The sequence below is a fragment of the Streptomyces sp. NPDC050422 genome, from assembly GCF_044458665.1.
GTDB lineage: Bacteria > Actinomycetota > Actinomycetes > Streptomycetales > Streptomycetaceae > Streptomyces.
Map to the genome: position 1 here is coordinate 112439 of NZ_JBITIE010000005.1, position 19334 is coordinate 131772.

Here is a 19334-nt window from a genome sequence, read left to right on the forward strand (position 1 = left end):
TCAGCCGCGCCCGGTGCGCGGCGCCCTGCCCCAGCCCGCCGGCTTCTCGTCCGGGCCGCCCGCGCCGTTCACGGTCGGCCACGCGTCACCTGGCGGCAGCGCGGCGGGGGCCGTGGCGATCCGCGGCAGCGCGTACGGATGATGGTCGCGCAGCCAGCCGATCAGCTGCTCACGGACCGCGCAGCGCACCGTCCAGATGTCGTCCGCGTCCTTCGCCGTGACCACCGCGCGCACCTGGATCGTGGAGGGTGTGGTGTCGGTGACCGCCAGCGACCAGTTCCGGCCGTCCCACGCGGCGCACTCGCCCAGGATGTCCCGCAGTTGCTCGCGCATCGCGGCGACCGGCGCCGCGTGGTCGAGGTGGAAGAAGACCGAGCCGGTCATCTGGGCCCCGCCGCGCGACCAGTTCTCGAAGGGCTGGCTGGTGAAGTACGAGACCGGCATCGTGATCCGCCGCTCGTCCCAGGTCCGGACCGCGAGGAAGGTCAGCGTGATCTCCTCGACCGTGCCCCACTCGCCGTCCACCACCACCGTGTCACCGATCCGCACCATGTCGCCGAAGGCGATCTGCAGGCCCGCGAAGAGATTGCCGAGCGTGGACTGGGCGGCGACACCCGCGACGATGCCGAGGACACCGGCCGAGGCCAGCATCGAGGTGCCGACGGCCTGCATCGCGGGGAACGTCAGGAGCATCGCGGCGACGGCGACGGTCGTCACGATCGCGATGACCACCCGCTGGATCAGCGTCACCTGCGTCCGTACCCGGCGCACCCGCGCCGGATCGCGGGTGTTCGCCGCGTAGCGGGCGTACACCGAGTCCACCACCGCCACGGCGATCCCCACCACCAGCCAGGCCGACGCCCCGATCAGCACCAGCGTCAGCACCTGCCCGATGCCCGTCCGGTGATCGCTGACCAGACCGAGCCGGGTGTGGGTGTACGTGGCCCGCAGCAGCGCCGTGCCCAGCGTCAGCTGGAACGGGATCCGGCAGCGCCGCAGCAGCCCCCACAGCGGCGTCTCGTGGTGGCGGCCGTCGGCACGCCTGAGCAGCAGGTCGACCAGCCAGCCCGCCAGCAGCGTGATCACGACCGAGCTGCCGAGGACGATCAGCGGACGCAGTACGTTCTCCATCCTGTCGCTCTCCATCCTCTCGACGGTAAATGGCACCATGGGCCTCATGAACATCATGCTTTTCCACTCGACGTACGGTCTGCGCCCCGCGGTGCACGCGGCGGCCGACCGGCTGCGCGCCGCCGGGCATGAGGTGCACGTGCCCGATCTCTTCGCGGGACACACCTTCGAAACCGTCGAGGAGGGCCTTGCCTTCAAGGAGGAGACGGGCAAGGAGGAGCTGCTGAAGCGGGCCGTGCTCGCCGCGGCGCCCTACTCCGACCGCGGTCTGGTCTACGTGGGCTTCTCCCTCGGCGCGTCCGTGGCCCAGACGCTGGCGCTCGGGGACGCGAAGGCGCGCGGGCTGCTGCTGTTCCACGGCACCTCGGACATCGCCGAGAGCGCCTCGGTGGACGAGCTGCCCGTGCAGTTGCACGTCGCCGACCCGGACCCGTTCGAGACGCACGACTGGCTGAACTCCTGGTATCTGCAGATGCAGCGGACCGGCGCCGACGTCGAGGTCTACCGGTACCCCGGCGCGGGGCACCTGTTCACCGACGCCGAGCTGCCGGACTTCGACCAGGCGTCGGCCGAGCTGGCCTGGAAGGTGGCGATCGGCTTCATCGCCACGCTGTGAGCACGCGAGAGGCTGCTTTGCCCGTCGTTATGCGGAGCGGCGAAGTGCTGCCAGCCCCGGTCTTCGCCGGAAATCCCGGCCTCCGGACGGGCGGGGATGCGGTCTCATTGCTGCTCTGACGTGACGTGACGGAGCGGACGTTCCGCTGCTTGATGTACTGCTTGGCGGCGTTCGCGCAGCGGTCTCGAATGACTGGGAGACCTTGTCACTCCTGGTCACTCCTGCGAGTGAGGCGGGTTGGTTCGCGGCGTGCTGATGTTTGTCAGCAGTAGGTTGGTTCATGGAGCCGGGTGGAGGGGATGGGCCGGTTGATTCGTGCGTACAAGTTTCTGTTACGGCCCACGGTGGGTCAGTCGATTGCGCTCGGTGAGATGCTGCGTGATCATTGCTCGCTCTACAACGGTGCGTTGCAGGAACGCCGTGACGCCTACCGGCACCCGTCGAGGACGAGTATCAAGTACGGGGTGCAGTCCGGGCAGCTCAGGGACATCCGGGCCTTCGATCCCGAGCGTCAGGGTCGCTGGTCGTTCAGCTCCCAGCAGGCCGCGCTTCGAAGGCTGGACAAGGCGTTTACCGCGTTCTTCCGCCGGGTCAAGGCCGGGGACAAGCCCGGATACCCGCGCTTTCGAGGGGTGAACTGGTTCGACACGGTGGACTTTCCCCGGGACGGCGACGGCTGCCGCTGGGACTCCACCCCGCACGCCCCCGTCACCCGGGTCCGCTTCCAGGGCGTCGGGCACGTCAGGGTCAACCAGCACCGCCCGGTGGTCGGCAAGGTCAGGACCGTCAGCGTGAAACGCGAGGGCCGTAAATGGTTCGTCGTGATCACCGTCGACCAGCCCCTGCCCGAACCATTGCCCGCGACCGGTTCCGACATCGGCATCGACCTGGGTATCGCCTCGTTCCTCACCGACTCCAACGGCGTCCACTTCCCCAACCCGCGCCACGCCCGCAAGGCCGCCGCCAGGCTGGAGGCCGCGCAGCGGGCCCTGTCCCGGTTCCCCCGGTGCAGGGTCAGGGACCGCACCCGTAACCATCAGCGGGCGGTGGAGAAGGTCGCGGCCCTGCATGGCAAGGTGCGGCGTCGGCGGCTCGAACACGCACACAAGACCGCGCTCACCCTGGTCCGCGAGCACGACTTCATCGCGCACGAAGACCTCACGATCCGCAACATGAGCAAGGCCCCCGCACCGAAACCCGACCCCATGACGCCGGGCGTGTTCTTGCCGAACGGGGCGGTCGCCAAGGCCGGGTTGAACCGTTCGATCGCTGATGCCGGATGGGGGGTGTTCCTGACGATCCTGAACGCGAAGGCTGAGAGTGCCGGGCGGGAAGTGATGGCCGTGGACCCCCGCAACACCTCCCGTACGTGTCCCGCATGCGGGCACACCGCGAAGGAGAACCGGCCCACACAGGAGAAGTTCCACTGCGTCGACTGCGGCCACCAGGCCCATGCCGACGAGGTCGGGGCACTCAACGTCCTACGGGCCGGGCTGGTCCGTCGCCACGCCAACACGGCATAGCGAGAAGCCCCGCCCCCCAGGGCGGGGAGGAGTCACGAAGTTGTGGATCGGGTGTCGACGAGCGTCCTGTTTGCGCGGGTGTCGTGCCCGGGCGGGCACTCGAACGCGGCACTCTTCTCCGCGGGAGTATCGGAGATGTAGTCGCCGTTGCCCATCCACCCGCCGTCAACACGGCCGGCGGTGGCCGGATCCGGACGGTCGGTGCGCTCGGCGTACGCGAACGGGCGGGTGAACCCCATGGGTTCACCCGCCCGTTCGCATCGGGCCGGTCAGCCCTTCAGCGCGGCGGTGATCGCGGTGTTGAAGTCCGCCACCGTCATCGGGGCGTTCTTGTTGTCCGAGCCGGTCAGTGCCTTGCCGTCCATCTTCAGCGTGGGCGTGCCCTGGACACCGCTCTTGTCGAAGGCGGCGGACATCTTCATCGCCCAGGCGTCGTACGTGCCGTCCTTGACGTTCTTCTGGAAGGTGTCATTGCCCTTCAGCGCGTCGACCGTGTCGGCGACCTTGATCAGGTACGAGTCGTCCTTGAACTTGTCTTCCGTCTCCTGCGGGTGGTACTTCGCGGAGTAGAGGGCGTACTTGTAGTCGAGGAAGGCCTCGGGGCTCACGTTCAGCGCGGCGCCCAGGGCGCTCAGCGCGTTCTTCGAGCCCTCGCCGTTGTCGCTGTTGTCGATGAACGTGGCGCCGACGTACTTGACCTTGTACTTGCCGGCGTCGACGTCCTTGTGGACGGTCTCACCGACCGTCTGCTCGAACGTGGCGCAGATCGGGCAGCGGGAGTCCTCGTACAGCTCCAGGGTCTTCTTGGCGGTCGACTTGCCGACCACCACGGTCGTGCCGTTCTCGCCCGAGGTGTTCTTCGGCGCGGTGACGTTCTTGGCGTCACCGGCCTCGTCCCAGTGGCCGGGCTTGTTCAGCTGCATCACGCCGTAGGCGCCGCCCCCGATGACCGTGAGAGCGGCGACGACGGACACGGCGACGACGACCTGGCGGCGGGTCCTGTCCTTCTTGGCCTGGCGCTCGCGCTCCTCGCGCAGCCGCTCGCGGGCGGCGGACTTGTTGGCCTGGCTGTTGCGCTTGCTCATGATCGGTTCTCCGTGGGGTGCGTGGTCGTACGTCGTCAGGGATTTGCGTGCTCAGGCGGTGGCGCAGGCCGAGCGCGGCGGTCCCCTCCGTCCCACGGAGTGCACCAGGAGGCGTGCGTGGACGAGCAGATGGGGGCCGGGGCCGCTGGCGGGGATCTTGAGGCGTACGGAGCGGCGGGCCGCCCCCGCCACGGCCACCGCGATCAGCAGCGGCCGGAACGCCAGCAGGGCGAACGCGCCCAGCAGCCCGGCGAGCGCCAGCTCACCGCGGTGCAGCCAGGCGGCGGCGAGCAGCCCGACCGTCACATGGGCGGCCAGCAGCAGCCACGGCACGAGCGGGCCGGGCGAGGCCAGCAGCGCGGCCGCGCCGTGACCGCCCGCGGTCACCGAGGCCAGCGGGGTGCCCACCTCGCCGACGCCGGCGAGCCCCGGCGCGCCCGTCCCGACGTCACCGCCGCCGCACAGCACATCGACGCCGACCGACCGCAGCGGCCCCGCGATCGGGCCGCCCGCCGCGCCGTAACAGAGGTGCTGGCCGGTGGTGAAGACGGTGTCCGCGGCCAGCTCCATGGGCACCAGCAGTCCGGCGATGGCTCCGAAGCCGCGCTCGCGGCCGGCCAGCGCGTAGGCCGCCGCGAAGACGGCGGCGGCCAGCACGGCGACGAGGGTCAGCGGCAGTGGGACCCGGGAGAGCAGCACATGGGAGGCAGCGGAGAGCGTCACGACGAGCGCTGTGAAAAGCGCCGCGCGTACGACTCTGAGCTGCGTCCCGGAGATGTCCATCGTCAGGGAGTGTCGCATGCGAACCTGTAAGCCACCCCTAAAGGACCGCTGCGCTGTGGGAAGGCTTACAGCCCCGGGATGCGGCCGTTGCGGAAGAGGTCCACGAAGATCTGGTGGTCCGCGCGCGCCCGGGCCCCGTAGCTGTGGGCGAAGTCCACCAGCAGGTCCCCGAAGCCGTCCTCGTCCGCCGCGATCGCCGCGTCGATCGCCCGCTCGGTGGAGAACGGCACCAGGGAGTGGCCGCTCTCGTCGTCCGCCGCGGAGTGCATCGTCGCCGTCGCCCTGCCGAGGTCGGCGACGACCGCCGCGATCTCCTCGGGCTCGTCGATGTCCGACCAGTCCAGATCGACCGCGTACGGCGACACCTCGGCGACCAGCTGCCCGGCCCCGTCCAGCTCCGTCCAGCCCAGCCACGGGTCGGCGTGTGCCTGCAGGGCACGCTGCGAGATGACCGTGCGGTGCCCCTCGTGCTGGAAGTAGCTCCGCACCGCTGCGTCCGTGATGTGACGGGAGACGGCAGGGGTCTGCGCCTGCTTGAGATAGATCACGACATCGTTCTCCAGGGCGTCACTGTTGCCCTCCAGAAGGATGTTGTACGAGGGCAGCCCGGCCGATCCGATGCCGATCCCGCGGCGGCCGACGACGTCCTTGACCCGGTAGGAGTCCGGGCGGGTCAGGCTCGACTCCGGCAGCGTCTCCAGATAGCCGTCGAACGCGGCGAGGACCTTGTAGCGCGTCGCCGCGTCCAGGTCGATCGAACCGCCGCCCTCCGCGAACCTGCGCTCGAAGTCACGGATCTCGGTCATCGAGTCGAGCAGCGAGAACCGGGTCAGCGACCGGGCGACGCGCAGGGCGCCCAGCAGCGGGCCGTCGGCGGTGTCGAGCGTGAACGGCGGCACCTCGTCGTTCTTCGCGCCCGTCGCCAGCGCGTGGATACGCTCGCGGTAGGCCGCCGCGTAGACCCGGACGAGCTCGGTGATCTGGTCGTCGCCCAGCGCCTTCGCGTAACCGACCAGGGCGACGGAGGCGGCGAAGCGCTTCAGGTCCCAGGTGAAGGGGCCCACATATGCTTCGTCGAAATCGTTCACGTTGAAGACCAGGCGCCCGTTGGCGTCCATATACGTGCCGAAGTTCTCCGCGTGCAGATCGCCGTGGATCCACACCCGGCCGGTGCGCTCGTCCAGGTACGGGCCGCCGTGCCGCTCCCGCTCCAGGTCGTTGTAGAAGAGACACGCCGTGCCCCGGTAGAAGGCGAAGGCGGAGCCCGCCATCTTGCGGAACTTCACGCGGAAGGCAGCCGGATCGGCGGCCAGCAGCTCACCGAAAGCGGTGTCGAAGACCTCGAGGATCTGCTCCCCGCGCTGCGCTGCGCCGGTCTGCGTGTCCGACATCTCTGGGTGCCTCCTGGTACCTGGCCTGCGTGACGACGTACATGACAAAAGGGGCGGGTGTCCTCGCCCTTCCAACGCGCGACCGTATCGCGGAGTGCCCGTCGCTTGTCACCTCGGAGACGTAGACTTCCACGCTGTCCCCCTCGACTTCCCCCCGGAGGCACAGCGCCGTGACCAAGCCGCCTTTCACGCACCTTCACGTCCACACCCAGTACTCGCTGCTGGACGGTGCCGCGCGGCTCAAGGACATGTTCGAGGCCTGCAACGACATGGGCATGTCCCATATCGCGATGACGGACCACGGCAACCTGCACGGCGCGTACGACTTCTTCCATTCGGCCGTCAAGGCGAATGTGACGCCGATCATCGGGATCGAGGCGTACGTCGCTCCGGAGTCGCGCAAGCACAAGCGGAAGATCCAGTGGGGGCAGCCGCACCAGAAGCGCGACGACGTCTCCGGTTCGGGTGGTTACACCCACAAGACGATCTGGGCGTCGAACGCCAAGGGGCTGCACAACCTCTTCAAGCTGTCCTCGGACGCCTACGCCGAGGGCTGGCTGCAGAAGTGGCCGCGCATGGACAAGGAGACCATCTCCCAGTGGTCCGAGGGCCTGATCGCGTCCACCGGCTGCCCCTCCGGCGAGGTGCAGACCCGGCTGCGGCTCGGACAGTTCGACGAGGCGGTCCGGGCGGCCTCCGACTACAAGGACATCTTCGGCGAGGGCAAGTACTTCCTGGAGCTGATGGACCACGGCATCGAGATCGAGCGCCGGGTCCGTGACGGGCTCCTCGAAATCGGCAAGAAGCTGAACATCCCGCCGCTCGTGACGAACGACTCGCACTACACCTACGCCAGCGAGGCGACCGCGCACGACGCGCTGCTCTGCATCCAGACCGGCAAGAACCTCTCCGACCCGGACCGCTTCCGCTTCGACGGCACCGGCTACTACCTCAAAACGGCGGAAGAGATGTACGCCGTCGACTCCTCGGACGCCTGGCAGGAGGGCTGCGCCAACACCCTGCTGGTCGCGCAGCAGATCGACACCGCCGGGATGTTCGAGAAGCGCGACCTGATGCCGAAGTTCGACATCCCGGACGGCTACACGGAGATCACCTGGTTCCAGGAGGAGGTCCGCGTCGGGATGGACCGCCGCTTCCCGGGCGGCGTCCCCGACGACCGGCAGAAGCAGGTCGAGTACGAGATGGACATCATCATCCAGATGGGGTTCCCGGGGTACTTCCTGGTCGTCGCCGACTTCATCATGTGGGCCAAGAACAACGGCATCGCGGTCGGTCCCGGCCGAGGCTCCGCCGCCGGTTCGATCGTGTCGTACGCGATGGGCATCACCGACCTCGACCCGATCGAGCACGGACTGATCTTCGAGCGCTTCCTCAACCCCGAGCGCGTCTCCATGCCCGACGTCGACATCGACTTCGACGAGCGCAGGCGCGTCGAGGTGATCAGGTACGTCACGGAGAAGTACGGCGCCGACAAGGTCGCCATGATCGGCACCTACGGCAAGATCAAGGCCAAGAACGCGATCAAGGACTCCGCCCGCGTCCTCGGCTACCCGTACGCGATGGGTGACCGGCTCACCAAGGCCATGCCCGCCGACGTCCTCGGCAAGGGCATCGACCTCAACGGCATCACCGACCCCAAGCACCCGCGCTACAGCGAGGCCGGCGAGATCCGGGGGATGTACGAGAACGAGCCGGACGTCCAGAAGGTCATCGACACCGCGAAGGGCGTCGAGGGCCTGGTCCGGCAGATGGGCGTGCACGCCGCCGGAGTCATCATGTCCAGCGAGCCGATCGTCGACCACGCCCCGGTCTGGGTGCGGCACTCAGACGGCGTCACCATCACGCAGTGGGACTACCCGCAGTGCGAGTCGCTCGGCCTGCTGAAGATGGACTTCCTGGGGCTGCGCAACCTGACGATCATGGACGACGCCATCAAGATGGTGAAGTCCAACAAGGGCGTCGACCTGGAGATGCTGGCGCTGCCGCTGGACGACCCGAAGACGTACGAACTGCTCTGCCGCGGTGACACGCTCGGGGTGTTCCAGTTCGACGGCGGGCCCATGCGCTCCCTGCTGCGCCAGATGCAGCCCGACAACTTCGAGGACATCTCCGCCGTCTCGGCCCTGTACCGGCCGGGCCCGATGGGTATGAACTCGCACACGAACTACGCCGAGCGCAAGAACGCCCGCCAGGAGATCACTCCGATCCACCCGGAGCTGGAGGAGCCGCTCAAGGAGGTCCTCGGCCTCACCTACGGCCTGATCGTGTACCAGGAGCAGGTGCAGAAGGCCGCCCAGATCGTCGCCGGGTACTCGCTCGGCGAGGCCGACATCCTGCGCCGCGTGATGGGCAAGAAGAAGGCCGACGAGCTGGCGAAGAACTTCGTCCTGTTCGAGGCCGGCGCCAAGAAGAACGGCTTCTCCGACGCCGCGATCAAGGCGCTGTGGGACGTACTGGTCCCGTTCGCCGGCTACGCCTTCAACAAGGCGCACTCCTCCGCGTACGGCCTGGTCACCTACTGGACCGGATACCTCAAGGCGAACTACCCCGCCGAGTACATGGCGGCGCTGCTCACCTCGGTCAAGGACGACAAGGACAAGTCGGCGGTCTACCTCAACGAGTGCCGGCGCATGGGCATCAAGGTGCTCCCGCCGAACGTCAACGAGTCGGAGTCCAACTTCGCCGCCCAGGGTGACGACGTCATCCTCTTCGGGCTGACGGCCATCCGTAACGTCGGCCAGAACGTCGTCGACTCGATCATCCGGTGCCGCAAGGCGAAGGGGAAGTACAGCAGCTTCCCCGACTTCCTCGACAAGGTCGAGGCGGTCGTCTGCAACAAGCGGACCGTGGAATCGCTCATCAAGGCCGGGGCCTTCGACGAGATGGGCCACACCCGCAAGGGCCTCGTCGCGCACCACGAGCCCATGATCGACAACGTGGTACAGGTCAAGCGCAAGGAGGCCGAGGGGCAGTTCGACCTCTTCGGCGGCGGCGAGGAGGACAGCGACGAGCCGGGCTTCGGGCTCGACGTGGAGTTCTCCGACATCGAGTGGGAGAAGTCCTACCTGCTGGCCCAGGAGCGCGAGATGCTCGGGCTCTACGTCTCCGACCACCCGCTCTTCGGTATCGAGCACATCCTGAGCGACAAGTCCGACGCGGCGATCTCGCAGCTCACCGGCGGCGAGCACAGCGACGGCGCGATCGTGACCATCGGCGGCATCATCTCCGGCCTCCAGCGCAAGATGACCAAGCAGGGCAACGCCTGGGCCATCGCCACCGTCGAGGACCTGGCCGGTTCCATCGAGTGCATGTTCTTCCCGGCCACCTACCAGCTGGTCTCCACCCAGCTCGTCGAGGACACCGTCGTCTTCGTCAAGGGGCGGCTCGACAAGCGCGAGGACGTGCCTCGGCTGGTCGCCATGGAGATGCAGGTCCCGGACATCTCGAACGCGGGCACCAACGCACCCGTGATCCTGACCATCCCCACCGTCAAGATCACCCCGCCCATGGTCAGCCGGCTCGGCGAGGTGCTCAACAGCCACCGGGGCGACACCGAGGTACGGATCAGGCTCCAGGGCCCCCGCAAGACCACGGTCCTCCGGCTCGACCGGCACCGGGTGAAGGCGGACCCGGCGCTCTTCGGTGACCTGAAGGTGCTGCTCGGCCCGTCCTGCCTGGCCGGCTGAGCCGCTGCCCGCACCCACACGCACGAGAGGGGCGCCCCGCGGAAGCGGGTGCGCCCCTCTCGGCTACCGGCCTGTGGCCGTACCGGAGAAGTCCGGTCAGTTGTGGCCGAAGCGCCGCTGATGCTTACGCGCAACATCGGCAGGGCTGCCCTGGGACTGCGCCTGGGGCTGGTTCTGCGACTCGAAAGCCGTGGACCGTGCCTCCTGAGCACCGCGCTCCGACTCTGACGCGCGCTCCTGCTGGCTGCCCTGCTTGCGGTTCTTGTTCTTGGCCATGGTGTTCCTCCTAGGGGGACTCTCGGGGCCAGGACCGCTGTCAGATTCACATAATCGGATATACATCGCATGTTGGATCATTACCGTGCGTAGCGAGGGGGTATGATGCGCCGTTTTCCCGATCCGCCACGCCGATGATCGAGTTCCGGCCGTTAACCCTCGCGTGGTCGGGCAGACTCGAAGGAAACCCTGAGTAAGCGGATCCGCTCGTTCCCGAAGACCGGACCCGCTGAACCCGTTCCCGAATTCCTGGAAGAGGGTGGAACGCGTGGACCGTTGCGTCGTCCTGGTGGACGCCGGCTACTTGCTGGGCGCAGCCGCGAGCCTGCTGGCCGGAGAGCCCGCCCGTTCCCGCATCACCGTCGACCACGCGGCCCTGATCCAGGGGCTGCGCGAGCGGGCCGAGGCCGATACGGAACAGCCGCTGCTGCGGATCTACTGGTTCGACGGCGCCCCCGACCGCGTACCGCAGCCCGAACACCGCAGGCTGCGCGTCATGCCGCGGGTGACGGTACGGCTGGGCGCCCTCACCCGCAGTGACGGACGGTGGGCGCAGAAGGGCGTCGACGCGGCGATGCACGCCGAGCTCACCGAGCTCGCCAGGAACCGGGCCTGCTCGGACGTCGTCCTGGTGACCGGCGACGGCGATCTGCTGCCCGGTCTGATGTCCGCCAAGGAACACGGCGTCGCCGTCCACCTCTGGGCCGTCCAGGCCGCCGACGGCGACTACAACCAGTCCGAGGACCTGGTCGCCGAGGCCGACGAGCGGCGCGTGCTGGACCGGGCCTGGATCACCCAGGCCGTACGGGCCAAGGAGACCGGCGGCGCCTGCGCCCCGCCTCCCGTCCCGCGCCCCGAGATCGCCGCGATCCTCTCCGCGCCCCTGCCCGAGGCGGCCCTCGCGGCCTCCGCCGAGCGGGCCTCGGAGGCCCAGGCCGAAGCCGCCCGCACCGGCACGTCCGCACCGCCCGACGAGGACACCGGCCCCACCGCGCACGGCCACGGCGGCAGAGGAGTCCCCACCCCGAAGGACCTCGCGGGCGCCCTGCGCGGCCCCGGCGTCCAGGCGGACCGGCAGCACCCGGCCCCGCCGCCCGCCAACGCGACCCTGCGCTGGTCCTCCGACCGCGGATGGGTGGAGCGCGGCGGCCCCCTCGGTGAGCCTCCCGAGACCGCGTCCCTGCCGACGCTCGCCCAGGTCACCAGCGCCGAGCAGCGCTGGGCGGACCGGGAGGAGGACATCACCACGGTCGGCGGAGACCCCTTCGAGGTGGGGCAGGTCTTCGCCCGGCGCTGGATGGAACGCCTGCCGGAGACCGTCCACCTGCAGAAGCTGTCCACCATGTACCCGCGCATCCCGCACCGCATCGACGGCGAGCTCCTGCGGTACGCCGCGCGCTTCGGACTGCTCGCCCACAAGGACGACCAGATCGACGAGCACGACCGGTACGCGATCCGGGCGGGCTTCTGGCGCGAGATCGATGTGCGGGCCGCGGCGGAGCACGGCCCGGCGCCCGACCGGCAGGCCCCCGGCGCCGGCAAACCCACGAGCGCGGCGGCGTCCGGGGACTGAGCCCGCATCGGTACCCGAGGCACTCAACCCGGCCGGTGCCCGCCGCGTTGATGTCCGATCGGTGCGGCCCCGGGCGTAATGCGGGTCCCCGGACCCCGTACCCTCGTACCTCGTGAGTACGGGCACAGCACAGGCGCAGACGGCTAACGGCACCGTGTGCGCGGTGCGTGATCTGGTCAGGACCTATCCCGCGGTCCGGGGTCGGCGCGGAGCCCCCGGCACACCCGAGGTGCGTGCCACCGACGGCATCAGCCTGGACATCCGGCGCGGTGAGATCTTCGGACTGCTCGGCCCCAACGGCGCCGGCAAGTCCACCCTCGTACGACAGCTCACCGGACTGATGCGGCCCGACTCGGGCAGCGTCGACATGCTGGGCCACGACCTCGTCCGTCACCCGGAACGGGCCTCGCGGCTGATCGGCTACCTCGGGCAGGAGTCGACCGCGCTCGACGAGCTGACCGTGGGGCTCGCCGCCGAGACCACCGGACGGCTGCGCGGCCTGCCGGTGCGCGAGGCCCGGGCCGAACGCGACGCGGTGCTCGACGAACTCGGCCTCGGCGAGATCGCCGGCCGGCCGCTGAAGAAGCTCTCCGGCGGGCAGCGCAGGCTCGCCTGTGTGGCGGCCGCGCTGGTCGGGGAGCGGCCGGTGCTCATCCTCGACGAGCCGACGACCGGCATGGACCCGGTGGCCCGGCGCGCCGTCTGGGCCGCCGTCGACCGGCGACGGGCCGAACGCGGTGCGACGGTGCTGCTGGTCACCCACAACGTGATCGAGGCCGAGACCGTCCTCGACCGGGTCGCCGTCATGGAACGAGGCAAGGTCATCGCCTGCGACACCCCGGCCGGGCTCAAGGAACGGGTCGCGGGCGAGGTCCGGGTGGAACTGGTGTGGCGCGAGCGTGCGCCGCTGGACGTACCCGAGGTCGCCGCGCTGCGGGCGTCCGCGCAGGAGTCCGGGCGCCGCTGGGTGCTGCGTCTGGGGCCCGACGAGGCGCGGGCCGCGGTCGCCGCCGTGACCGGGGGCGCCGCCTTCGCCGCGCTGGACGACTTCACCCTGGCGACACCCAGCCTGGAGGACGTCTACCTGGCCCTCGGCGGGGACGCCGCCAAGGGGCTGGTCAAGTCATGAGCGGGAGCAGCGCGGTGGCCGAAGCGGCCGAGGTGGACCGGTGCGGGTGTGCGGCCGGACAGGTACCGAACAGGAGCAACGCCAGGTGACGAGCATCGTTCCTGCGGAAGCGGCGTCCGGGCAGGCCGGGCAGCCGGGCCGGACGGGGCGTGACGACGACGGCGCGCAGGGCCCGGTGCCCGCGCCGCTCGCGCCGCGCGCCCGGCTCTTCCCCTCGCTCGCCGCGGTCTACCGGGCCCAGTTGTCCCGGGCCCGGGTCGCCCGCATTCCGCTGCTCTTCGTGGCGACCTTCCAGTCCGTCGGGATCATGGTCCTGATGCGCGGGGTCGTGGACGGGGGCGCCGAGGCCCGCGCCGTGGTGGCCGGGTCCAGCGTCCTGGTCGTCGCCTTCGTCGCGCTGAACCTGCTCGCCCAGTACTTCGGGCAGCTGCGGGCCGGCGGTGGACTCGACCACTACGCGACCCTGCCGGTGCCGCCCGCCGCCGTGGTGCTCGGTGCGGCCGGGGCGTACGCCTCCTTCACCGTGCCCGGCACGATCGTGACGGCCGTGACCGGCAGCGTGCTGTTCGGGCTGCCGATGACCCACCTGTGGGTGCTCGTCGCCGTCATCCCGCTCTCCGGGGCGGCCCTGGCCGGGCTCGGCGCCGCCCTCGGGCTGCTCGCGCCGCGGCAGGAGATCGCCACCCTGCTGGGGCAGCTCGGCATGTCCGCGGCACTGCTGCTGGGCGTGCTCCCGGCGGCCCGGCTGCCGGAGCCGATCGGCTGGGCCCGTGACCTGCTGCCGTCCACGTACGGTGTCGAGGCGCTCTCCCGGTCCTTCGACGCCCACCCCGACTGGGCCGTCATCGCCCTCGATCTCGCGGTCTGCGCCGTCGTGGGCGTCCTCTCGCTCGCCGTGGCGACCTGGGCGTACCGCAGGGCAGCGGTCCGGTGAGGCGAGCCACAGGGACGCCTGGCACGATGGCACGGTGACAGCACCTCTGACGCCGCCGCACCAGCCCTCGCCCCACGACCCGTGGCAGAAGCCGCCGCAAAGGGGCGGTCCCGGCGGTTCCCACCTCGGGACCCTGTTGCAGTCGCCGGAGGAGGGGGAACTCCGTGCGGAACTGCGCCGGGCGGCACTGGTCGCCGTCGCCGTGACGGTCGCCGGGGTCGCGCTCGGGCTGCTCTGGGTGTGGCTGGCGCCGCGGGTTCCGTTGATCTCCGACGACACGGCTGTCTTCCTCAGCGACAGCGAGGGCGAGGAGGCGATCGGCGCCGACGGCACGTTCGCGCTGCTCGCGCTCGCCTTCGGCGCGGTGTCCGCGGGACTGGTCTTCTGGTTCCACCGGAAGGGCGGGATCGCCCTCGTGGCGGCTCTCGCGGTGGGCGGCGTACTCGGCTCGGTCGTGGCGTGGCAGCTCGGCACCTGGCTGGGACCGACCGACGACGTGGTGGCCCACGCGCGTGAGGTCGGCAAGGGCGTGATCTTCGACGCGCCGCTGGAACTGCACGCGAAGGGGGCGTTGCTGGCGTGGTCGCTGGCGGCGATGGCCGTGCATCTGGGGTTGACGGCGATGTTCGGGCCGCGGGATCCGGAGCCGGAGTGGGGGGTGTACGGGGGGTCCTCGGGGGGCGTGGCGTTTGGGCCTGGGCCGTCTGGGCCTCCGTCCGGGCCTGGGCCTGTGTCGTCTGGGCCCGCGCCGTCGTCCTCGCCCTCGACCTCGCCCGAGGAAGGGCCGCCGCAGCCCGGTCCGTCTGCGTGAGCGGGGCCGCTGCGCGGGGCCTTTCCCCTACCCGCCCCTTCCCGTAACCGGGGCTCCGCCCCGGACCCCGGTCCTCAAACGCCGGACGGGCTGGGTTTCCCGGCCCCCTGGATTTCGCCCAGTCCTGGCGCCCGCACACCCAGCCCGTCCGGCGTTTGAGGACGGAACCGGTGCGACGGGGCCGGTGGCTCGCGGAGGGGTCAGGTCCGGCCGATCGGGGCGAATACCGCGTTCGTCAGGGCGGCCAGGTCCTGGGGGGACAGTTCGACCTCCAGGCCGCGGCGGCCCGCCGATACGCAGATCGTCGTGTGCGACCGCGCCGACGCGTCCAGCACGGTGGGCAGCCGCTTGCGCTGGCCCAGGGGCGAGATGCCGCCGCGTACGTAGCCCGTGGTGCGCTCCGCGGCCGCCGGGTCCGCCATGGTGGCGCGCTTGCCGCCGGCCGCCGAGGCCAGGGCCTTCAGGTCCAGCGAGCCCGCCACGGGGACGACCGCGACCGTCAGGCGGCCGTCGACGTCGGCGACCAGGGTCTTGAAGACCCGGTCGGGGGAGACGCCGAGGGCCTCGGCCGCCTCCTCGCCGTAGGAGGCCGACGCGGGGTCGTGCTCGTACGCGTGCACGGTGAACTCCGTGCCCGCCGCGGTCAGCGCGACCGTCGCGGGGGTGCCGCCCGACTGGGGCTGCTTCTTCGGCTTCTTCGCCACGGGGGAGGGGCCCTCCGGTCGCTCAGTTGGGGTGGGTCGGGGCGCGGGTGAGGTCCACGGACGGCAGCGACGGGAGATGGCGGATGACGGCGGTCTCCTTGCGCAGGATCGTCAGCTCCTCGCGGAGCCGCGTCGCGGTGTCCGGGGCCTGGAGCAGCCGCTGCTTCGCGGGGACGTCGAGGACCGCTGCGGCGGCGACCAGGTACGAGACGACCGACGGCTCGTGGGGCAGGTCCGCGCCCGTGGTCAGGGAACGCTCGCTCGCGCCCGCCAGCCGCTTCTGGTAGCTGCGGAAGGCCCGCAGGACGCCCTCGGTGAGCGCCTCCGCCTCCTCGCCCGGATCCTCCTCCAGCTCTTCGACCTCGGCGGTGAGGAACGGGCCGCTCGCGTCCACGGACAAGAGCTTCACCCGGCTGGTGCCGGTCGCCAGGACCTCGAAGCTGCCGTCCGAACGCTCCCGGATCTTCGCCGCGTCGGCGATGCAGCCGACCCGGTGGAACGTCTGGACCGGGTCGGGGCCGAAGCCGTCCGCCGGGCCGCGCTCGACGGGCGCCGTCATCGCGTCCGGCATGCCCGAGCCCGTCGGGGCGGTCTCGCGGCCGTCCCGGATGGCGACCACGGCGAAGCGGCGCGGTTCGTCCTCAGCGGTCTTCAGCAGCTCGCGCATCATGGCGCGATAACGCGCCTCGAAGACGTTCAGGGGCAGCACGAGGCCGGGGAACAGCACCGCGTTCAGCGGAAACAGAGGCAGGCGAGCGGTGGTCACAACGGTCAAGCGTAATGGCCGCGCGCCCGTCCCCGGTCGGCCCGGTGGCCGAGTGGTGTTCCGGAGGCCACCCGGAGCCGTACTCCGTCCCGTGCGTCGAGGAACCTGCCGAGCGGATCGTCGGACACCGAGGCCCACGGGAACGACGTCGCGTGGGGTCCGATCTGCCGGAACTGTTCCAGCGCCTCGTGCCAGCGCCCACGCGCCACCAGCACGTACGCGAGCAGATTGCGCACCTCGGCCGGCCACGGGTCGCCCGGCGCGAAGGCGCCGGACAGCGAGATCGCCAGATCCGCCGCCGCGTCGATCCGCTCCTCCTGCACCGATGTGAACCCGGCCCCCGGTCCCTCGGTCAGCACCGCGAAGGCGGCCCGCAGCGGCAGCGCCTGCACCAGGGAGCTGGGCTGCGAGTCCTCGGCGGCCCGCTCGGCGAAGTCGAAGCACTCGCGGTGCGAGCCGTACCAGGCGGCGGAGAGGTACTGGAGGGCGGCGACATGGCAGCCGTAATGGTGCGTGGAGCGCTGTATGGCCTGTTCCCACAGCGCCTCGAACGTCGTGTGCGTGGCATGCGTGCCGCGGGCGTGGTCCAGGGCCAGACGCCAGGGCACCGGATCGCGTGGATCGCTCTCGGCCGCCGCCGTGATCATCGGCCCGACCGCGCGCAGCTGCTCGGCGCGGGCCGGTGACTCCCAGGCCCGCTCGACCGCGAGCTGGGCCTTGACGAGGATCGCGTCGGGGTCGTGCGGAGCGGCGGCCAGCCAGTCGCGGAGCCAGCCGTCCCGGTTGCGGGCGAAGGCGACGAGCCGGTTCAGATAGCGGTCCCGGCTCTCCCACTCGGTGGCGTCCCGGGACGTCGCCAGAAGTTTCGCCGCCGGTTCGTACTCTCCGACGGCGGCGGCCACCAGCGCGGGCGAGAGCCGCTCGTCAGGGGCGTCGAGCATCACCGCATGGTCCGCGGGCAACCCGGCGGACATCTCCGGGGTGTGCCGGATCACGCGCGCGGTACGGAGCAGAGCGCGGAGGAAAGGCATGGTGCAGACCATTGAAAAGCGCTGGTCGGGACGGCGCCAGGGGGGTGCTGTGAAACTTTGGTGCCGAGTGGATGGGTTGCCCTGAACGGGGCCAAGAAAGAGTAAAGGAATGCGTGGAATCTGGCCTGTTCCTGTCGTTCCTGGGTCGAGGGATCGGCAGTGCGTCCGATGGTGGAGCACGTCCGTTCGGCCGCCGCCGGGCCGGTCGGTACAAGGGAGCGCGGCCCGGGTGCTCCCGGCGGGCCGCACACCCCCGGTCAGCCGCGCCGCAGCAGCCGTGAGGCGCCGGCCGCGACGGTGGTGGCCAGTATCCAACCCAGCAGGACCAGGGCGGCCGCGATCCACTGCCAGCCGCCCGCCAGCCGCCAGTACCCGTCCTGGCCGAGGTTGATCACCGGCACCAGCAGATCCAGCGCGTACAGCGCGGGATTCCACTCCGGATGCTCACTGCCCTTGATCGACGTCGGTTCGTACCGTGAGAACGCCACCGTTCCCGCCGCCCACAGCACCGCCATCCACACCGCGGCCCGCCCCGGCCGGTAGCCGTACGCCACCGTCCAGTCCTGTACGAAGCCCCAGAGCTTCGCGGCGGGCGGCAGCGTCTCCCGGCGGCGCCGCTGCTTGGCCAGCAGCACCTCGCGGGCGTCCGCGTCCTCCCCGCTGTTACGGAGCACGGTCGCCAGCCGCTCGTACGGCTCCGGCACGTACTCCGGGGTCGCGGCCGACACCCACTCCAGACGCCGGGAGAGCGGGAAGTGCCCGTACGGGACGAGGTTCTCGTACACGAAACCGCCCATCGCCAGACCGCCCGGGCCCGGCCAGCTGGTCGACACGTCGATGAGCGTGACGACCTTCGCCCCGTTGAGCACCACCCGGCCGTGCGCCGGGCGCTCCGGGTTGAAGCGCAGTTCCGGAGCGACTATCCGGCGCAGCGACAGCTCCTCGTGGCCGGCCAGCACGAAGACGGCCTTGTGCAGATCGACCGCGTCACCGAACCGCCCGTCGTCCAGCCGGACCCCGCCCCGGCACCGGAAGACCTGCGAACGGGTGCCGTGGGCCGGTGTCGGGGAGGTGGCGATGCCGTACGGGGGAGTGGTGCCCTGGTTCCCCGTGTCCACGCTGACCCAGGCCTCGCTCATGTACAGCGTCCGCTCCACACTCAGCTGCGGGGCGTTCAGCGCGCGGCGTCCCTGTGTCGCCCGCAGCCGGCTGCCGCGCAGACTCAGCGAACCGCCCACCTTCGCCCCGCGCAGGCTCAGCTCACCGAGCGTCTCGATCATCTCGGCCTGCAGGTCCTGGGCGACCGTGAGCCCGTCACCGATGAGTGCCCGCCCCTGCCGGTCGGGGCCGATGTCGATCTGGCTGATCAGCAGGTCCGTACCGATCTGGGCGTCCGTGAGCCGGATGCCGCGCTCGACCCGGCAACGCGGCAGATGCAGGTCGCCCTCGGTGCGCAGCCGGGCCGCCTCCAGCCGCGGGATCGCGCACCCGACCAGCCTCAGCGTCGTGAAGTGGCACTCGGGCAGCAGGACCTCCTCCTCGAAGCGGCAGCCCGTCAGCTCCACGTACGGATCGACGCGTCCGCCCGCGAGGTCGAGCCGGCCCGTGATCAGCAGCCCCCGGAGCTTCAGCGCCGCCACCCGGCCCGGCCGGGGCCGCGGACCGCTCAGCAGCAGCCGGGCGACGACCCGGGCCTCCACGCTGCGTTCGGGGCCCCAGACATGGGGGGCGAAGGGATCGTCACGCGCCCCGTCACGGGCGCGCAGGTCGTAGGTGGTTCCGGTCCGGAAGGACTGCCACATGCCCAGCTCTGCCGTGCTGAGGCCGTCCGGAAATTCCCCGTCGTGCGGTTCGGTCACCGACGCTCCTTCCGC

The 19334-nt window shown here is 70.6% G+C and carries 17 protein-coding genes; 7 read left to right on the plus strand and 10 right to left on the minus strand.

Features of this window, described 5'->3' with window-relative positions; all coding sequences use genetic code 11:
* On the minus strand, positions 1–1131 hold the full coding sequence (locus tag ACIBJG_RS08615) for a mechanosensitive ion channel family protein (protein ID WP_399306264.1): 1131 nt from the start codon (positions 1129–1131) through the stop codon (positions 1–3).
* A 37-nt stretch (positions 1132–1168) separates the two neighbouring features.
* Here ACIBJG_RS08615 and ACIBJG_RS08620 point away from each other — a divergent pair, with 37 nt between their 5' ends.
* Complete coding sequence (locus tag ACIBJG_RS08620; protein WP_399305651.1) at positions 1169–1747, plus strand: dienelactone hydrolase family protein; 579 nt, start codon at positions 1169–1171, stop codon at positions 1745–1747.
* Between the two features lie 308 nt (positions 1748–2055).
* Entirely contained in the window at positions 2056–3270 is a 1215-nt protein-coding gene (locus ACIBJG_RS08625; protein WP_399306267.1) for an RNA-guided endonuclease InsQ/TnpB family protein, read from the plus strand.
* 32 nt (positions 3271–3302) lie between these two features.
* On the opposite strand, the gene ACIBJG_RS08630 is transcribed toward ACIBJG_RS08625, so the two are convergent.
* The 4 genes from ACIBJG_RS08630 to ACIBJG_RS08645 all read right to left on the minus strand — a co-directional run bounded on the left by ACIBJG_RS08630 (position 3303) and on the right by ACIBJG_RS08645 (position 6529).
* Positions 3303–3509: a hypothetical protein gene (locus ACIBJG_RS08630; RefSeq protein ID WP_399305653.1), complete on the minus strand. Its 207-nt coding sequence runs from the start codon at positions 3507–3509 to the stop codon at positions 3303–3305.
* Positions 3510–3539: 30 nt separating this feature from the next.
* Entirely contained in the window at positions 3540–4355 is an 816-nt protein-coding gene (locus tag ACIBJG_RS08635) for a DsbA family protein (RefSeq protein ID WP_399305656.1), read from the minus strand.
* 51 nt (positions 4356–4406) lie between these two features.
* The gene (locus tag ACIBJG_RS08640; protein ID WP_399306269.1) at positions 4407–5138 is read right to left on the minus strand and encodes a hypothetical protein; all 732 of its coding nucleotides are present in this window, start codon (positions 5136–5138) and stop codon (positions 4407–4409) included.
* Positions 5139–5203: 65 nt separating this feature from the next.
* A complete protein-coding gene (locus tag ACIBJG_RS08645) occupies positions 5204–6529 on the minus strand; it encodes a DUF2252 domain-containing protein (protein ID WP_399305659.1) in 1326 nt (441 codons plus the stop codon).
* A 170-nt stretch (positions 6530–6699) separates the two neighbouring features.
* Between ACIBJG_RS08645 and dnaE the strand changes: the two genes are divergently transcribed.
* A complete protein-coding gene (gene dnaE, locus ACIBJG_RS08650) occupies positions 6700–10236 on the plus strand; it encodes a DNA polymerase III subunit alpha (RefSeq protein WP_399305662.1) in 3537 nt (1178 codons plus the stop codon).
* A 96-nt stretch (positions 10237–10332) separates the two neighbouring features.
* On the opposite strand, the gene ACIBJG_RS08655 is transcribed toward dnaE, so the two are convergent.
* Positions 10333–10512 carry a hypothetical protein gene (locus tag ACIBJG_RS08655; protein WP_326735693.1) on the minus strand — a complete coding sequence of 60 codons (180 nt, stop codon included), beginning with the start codon at positions 10510–10512 and terminating at the stop codon, positions 10333–10335.
* A 259-nt stretch (positions 10513–10771) separates the two neighbouring features.
* Here ACIBJG_RS08655 and ACIBJG_RS08660 point away from each other — a divergent pair, with 259 nt between their 5' ends.
* The 4 genes from ACIBJG_RS08660 (at position 10772) to ACIBJG_RS08675 (ending at position 14959) form a co-directional block, all read left to right on the plus strand.
* A complete protein-coding gene (locus tag ACIBJG_RS08660) occupies positions 10772–12085 on the plus strand; it encodes an NYN domain-containing protein (RefSeq protein ID WP_399305665.1) in 1314 nt (437 codons plus the stop codon).
* 154 nt (positions 12086–12239) lie between these two features.
* A complete protein-coding gene (locus tag ACIBJG_RS08665) occupies positions 12240–13214 on the plus strand; it encodes an ABC transporter ATP-binding protein (protein WP_399306271.1) in 975 nt (324 codons plus the stop codon).
* 85 nt (positions 13215–13299) lie between these two features.
* Positions 13300–14148, plus strand: coding sequence for an ABC transporter permease (locus tag ACIBJG_RS08670; protein ID WP_399305668.1), 849 nt, complete (start codon positions 13300–13302; stop codon positions 14146–14148).
* A gap of 34 nt (positions 14149–14182) precedes the next feature.
* The gene (locus ACIBJG_RS08675) at positions 14183–14959 is read left to right on the plus strand and encodes an ABC transporter permease (protein ID WP_399305671.1); all 777 of its coding nucleotides are present in this window, start codon (positions 14183–14185) and stop codon (positions 14957–14959) included.
* A gap of 200 nt (positions 14960–15159) precedes the next feature.
* On the opposite strand, the gene ybaK is transcribed toward ACIBJG_RS08675, so the two are convergent.
* From ybaK to ACIBJG_RS08695, 4 genes are all read right to left on the minus strand, one after another.
* Positions 15160–15663: a Cys-tRNA(Pro) deacylase gene (ybaK, locus tag ACIBJG_RS08680; RefSeq protein WP_399305674.1), complete on the minus strand. Its 504-nt coding sequence runs from the start codon at positions 15661–15663 to the stop codon at positions 15160–15162.
* Positions 15664–15685: 22 nt separating this feature from the next.
* Positions 15686–16429 carry an LON peptidase substrate-binding domain-containing protein gene (locus ACIBJG_RS08685; protein ID WP_399305677.1) on the minus strand — a complete coding sequence of 248 codons (744 nt, stop codon included), beginning with the start codon at positions 16427–16429 and terminating at the stop codon, positions 15686–15688.
* 5 nt (positions 16430–16434) lie between these two features.
* Positions 16435–17472 (minus strand): hypothetical protein, encoded by a 1038-nt coding sequence (locus ACIBJG_RS08690; RefSeq protein ID WP_399305680.1) that lies wholly within the window; start codon positions 17470–17472, stop codon positions 16435–16437.
* 245 nt (positions 17473–17717) lie between these two features.
* Complete coding sequence (locus tag ACIBJG_RS08695) at positions 17718–19319, minus strand: oxidoreductase (protein ID WP_399305683.1); 1602 nt, start codon at positions 19317–19319, stop codon at positions 17718–17720.
* Positions 19320–19334: the final 15 nt, after the last annotated feature.

What these genes read in the sequence shown, in the direction of transcription:
- ACIBJG_RS08615 (WP_399306264.1), bottom strand. Translation starts at nt 1,131, where the DNA reads ATGGAGAACGTACTGCGTCCGCTGATCGTCCTCGGCAGCTCGGTCGTG.
- ACIBJG_RS08620 (WP_399305651.1), top strand. Translation starts at nt 1,169, where the DNA reads ATGGGCCTCATGAACATCATGCTTTTCCACTCGACGTACGGTCTGCGC.
- ACIBJG_RS08630 (WP_399305653.1), bottom strand. Translation starts at nt 3,509, where the DNA reads ATGGGGTTCACCCGCCCGTTCGCGTACGCCGAGCGCACCGACCGTCCG.
- ACIBJG_RS08635 (WP_399305656.1), bottom strand. Translation starts at nt 4,355, where the DNA reads ATGAGCAAGCGCAACAGCCAGGCCAACAAGTCCGCCGCCCGCGAGCGG.
- ACIBJG_RS08640 (WP_399306269.1), bottom strand. Translation starts at nt 5,138, where the DNA reads ATGGACATCTCCGGGACGCAGCTCAGAGTCGTACGCGCGGCGCTTTTC.
- ACIBJG_RS08645 (WP_399305659.1), bottom strand. Translation starts at nt 6,529, where the DNA reads ATGTCGGACACGCAGACCGGCGCAGCGCAGCGCGGGGAGCAGATCCTC.
- ACIBJG_RS08655 (WP_326735693.1), bottom strand. Translation starts at nt 10,512, where the DNA reads ATGGCCAAGAACAAGAACCGCAAGCAGGGCAGCCAGCAGGAGCGCGCG.
- ACIBJG_RS08690 (WP_399305680.1), bottom strand. Translation starts at nt 17,472, where the DNA reads ATGGTCTGCACCATGCCTTTCCTCCGCGCTCTGCTCCGTACCGCGCGC.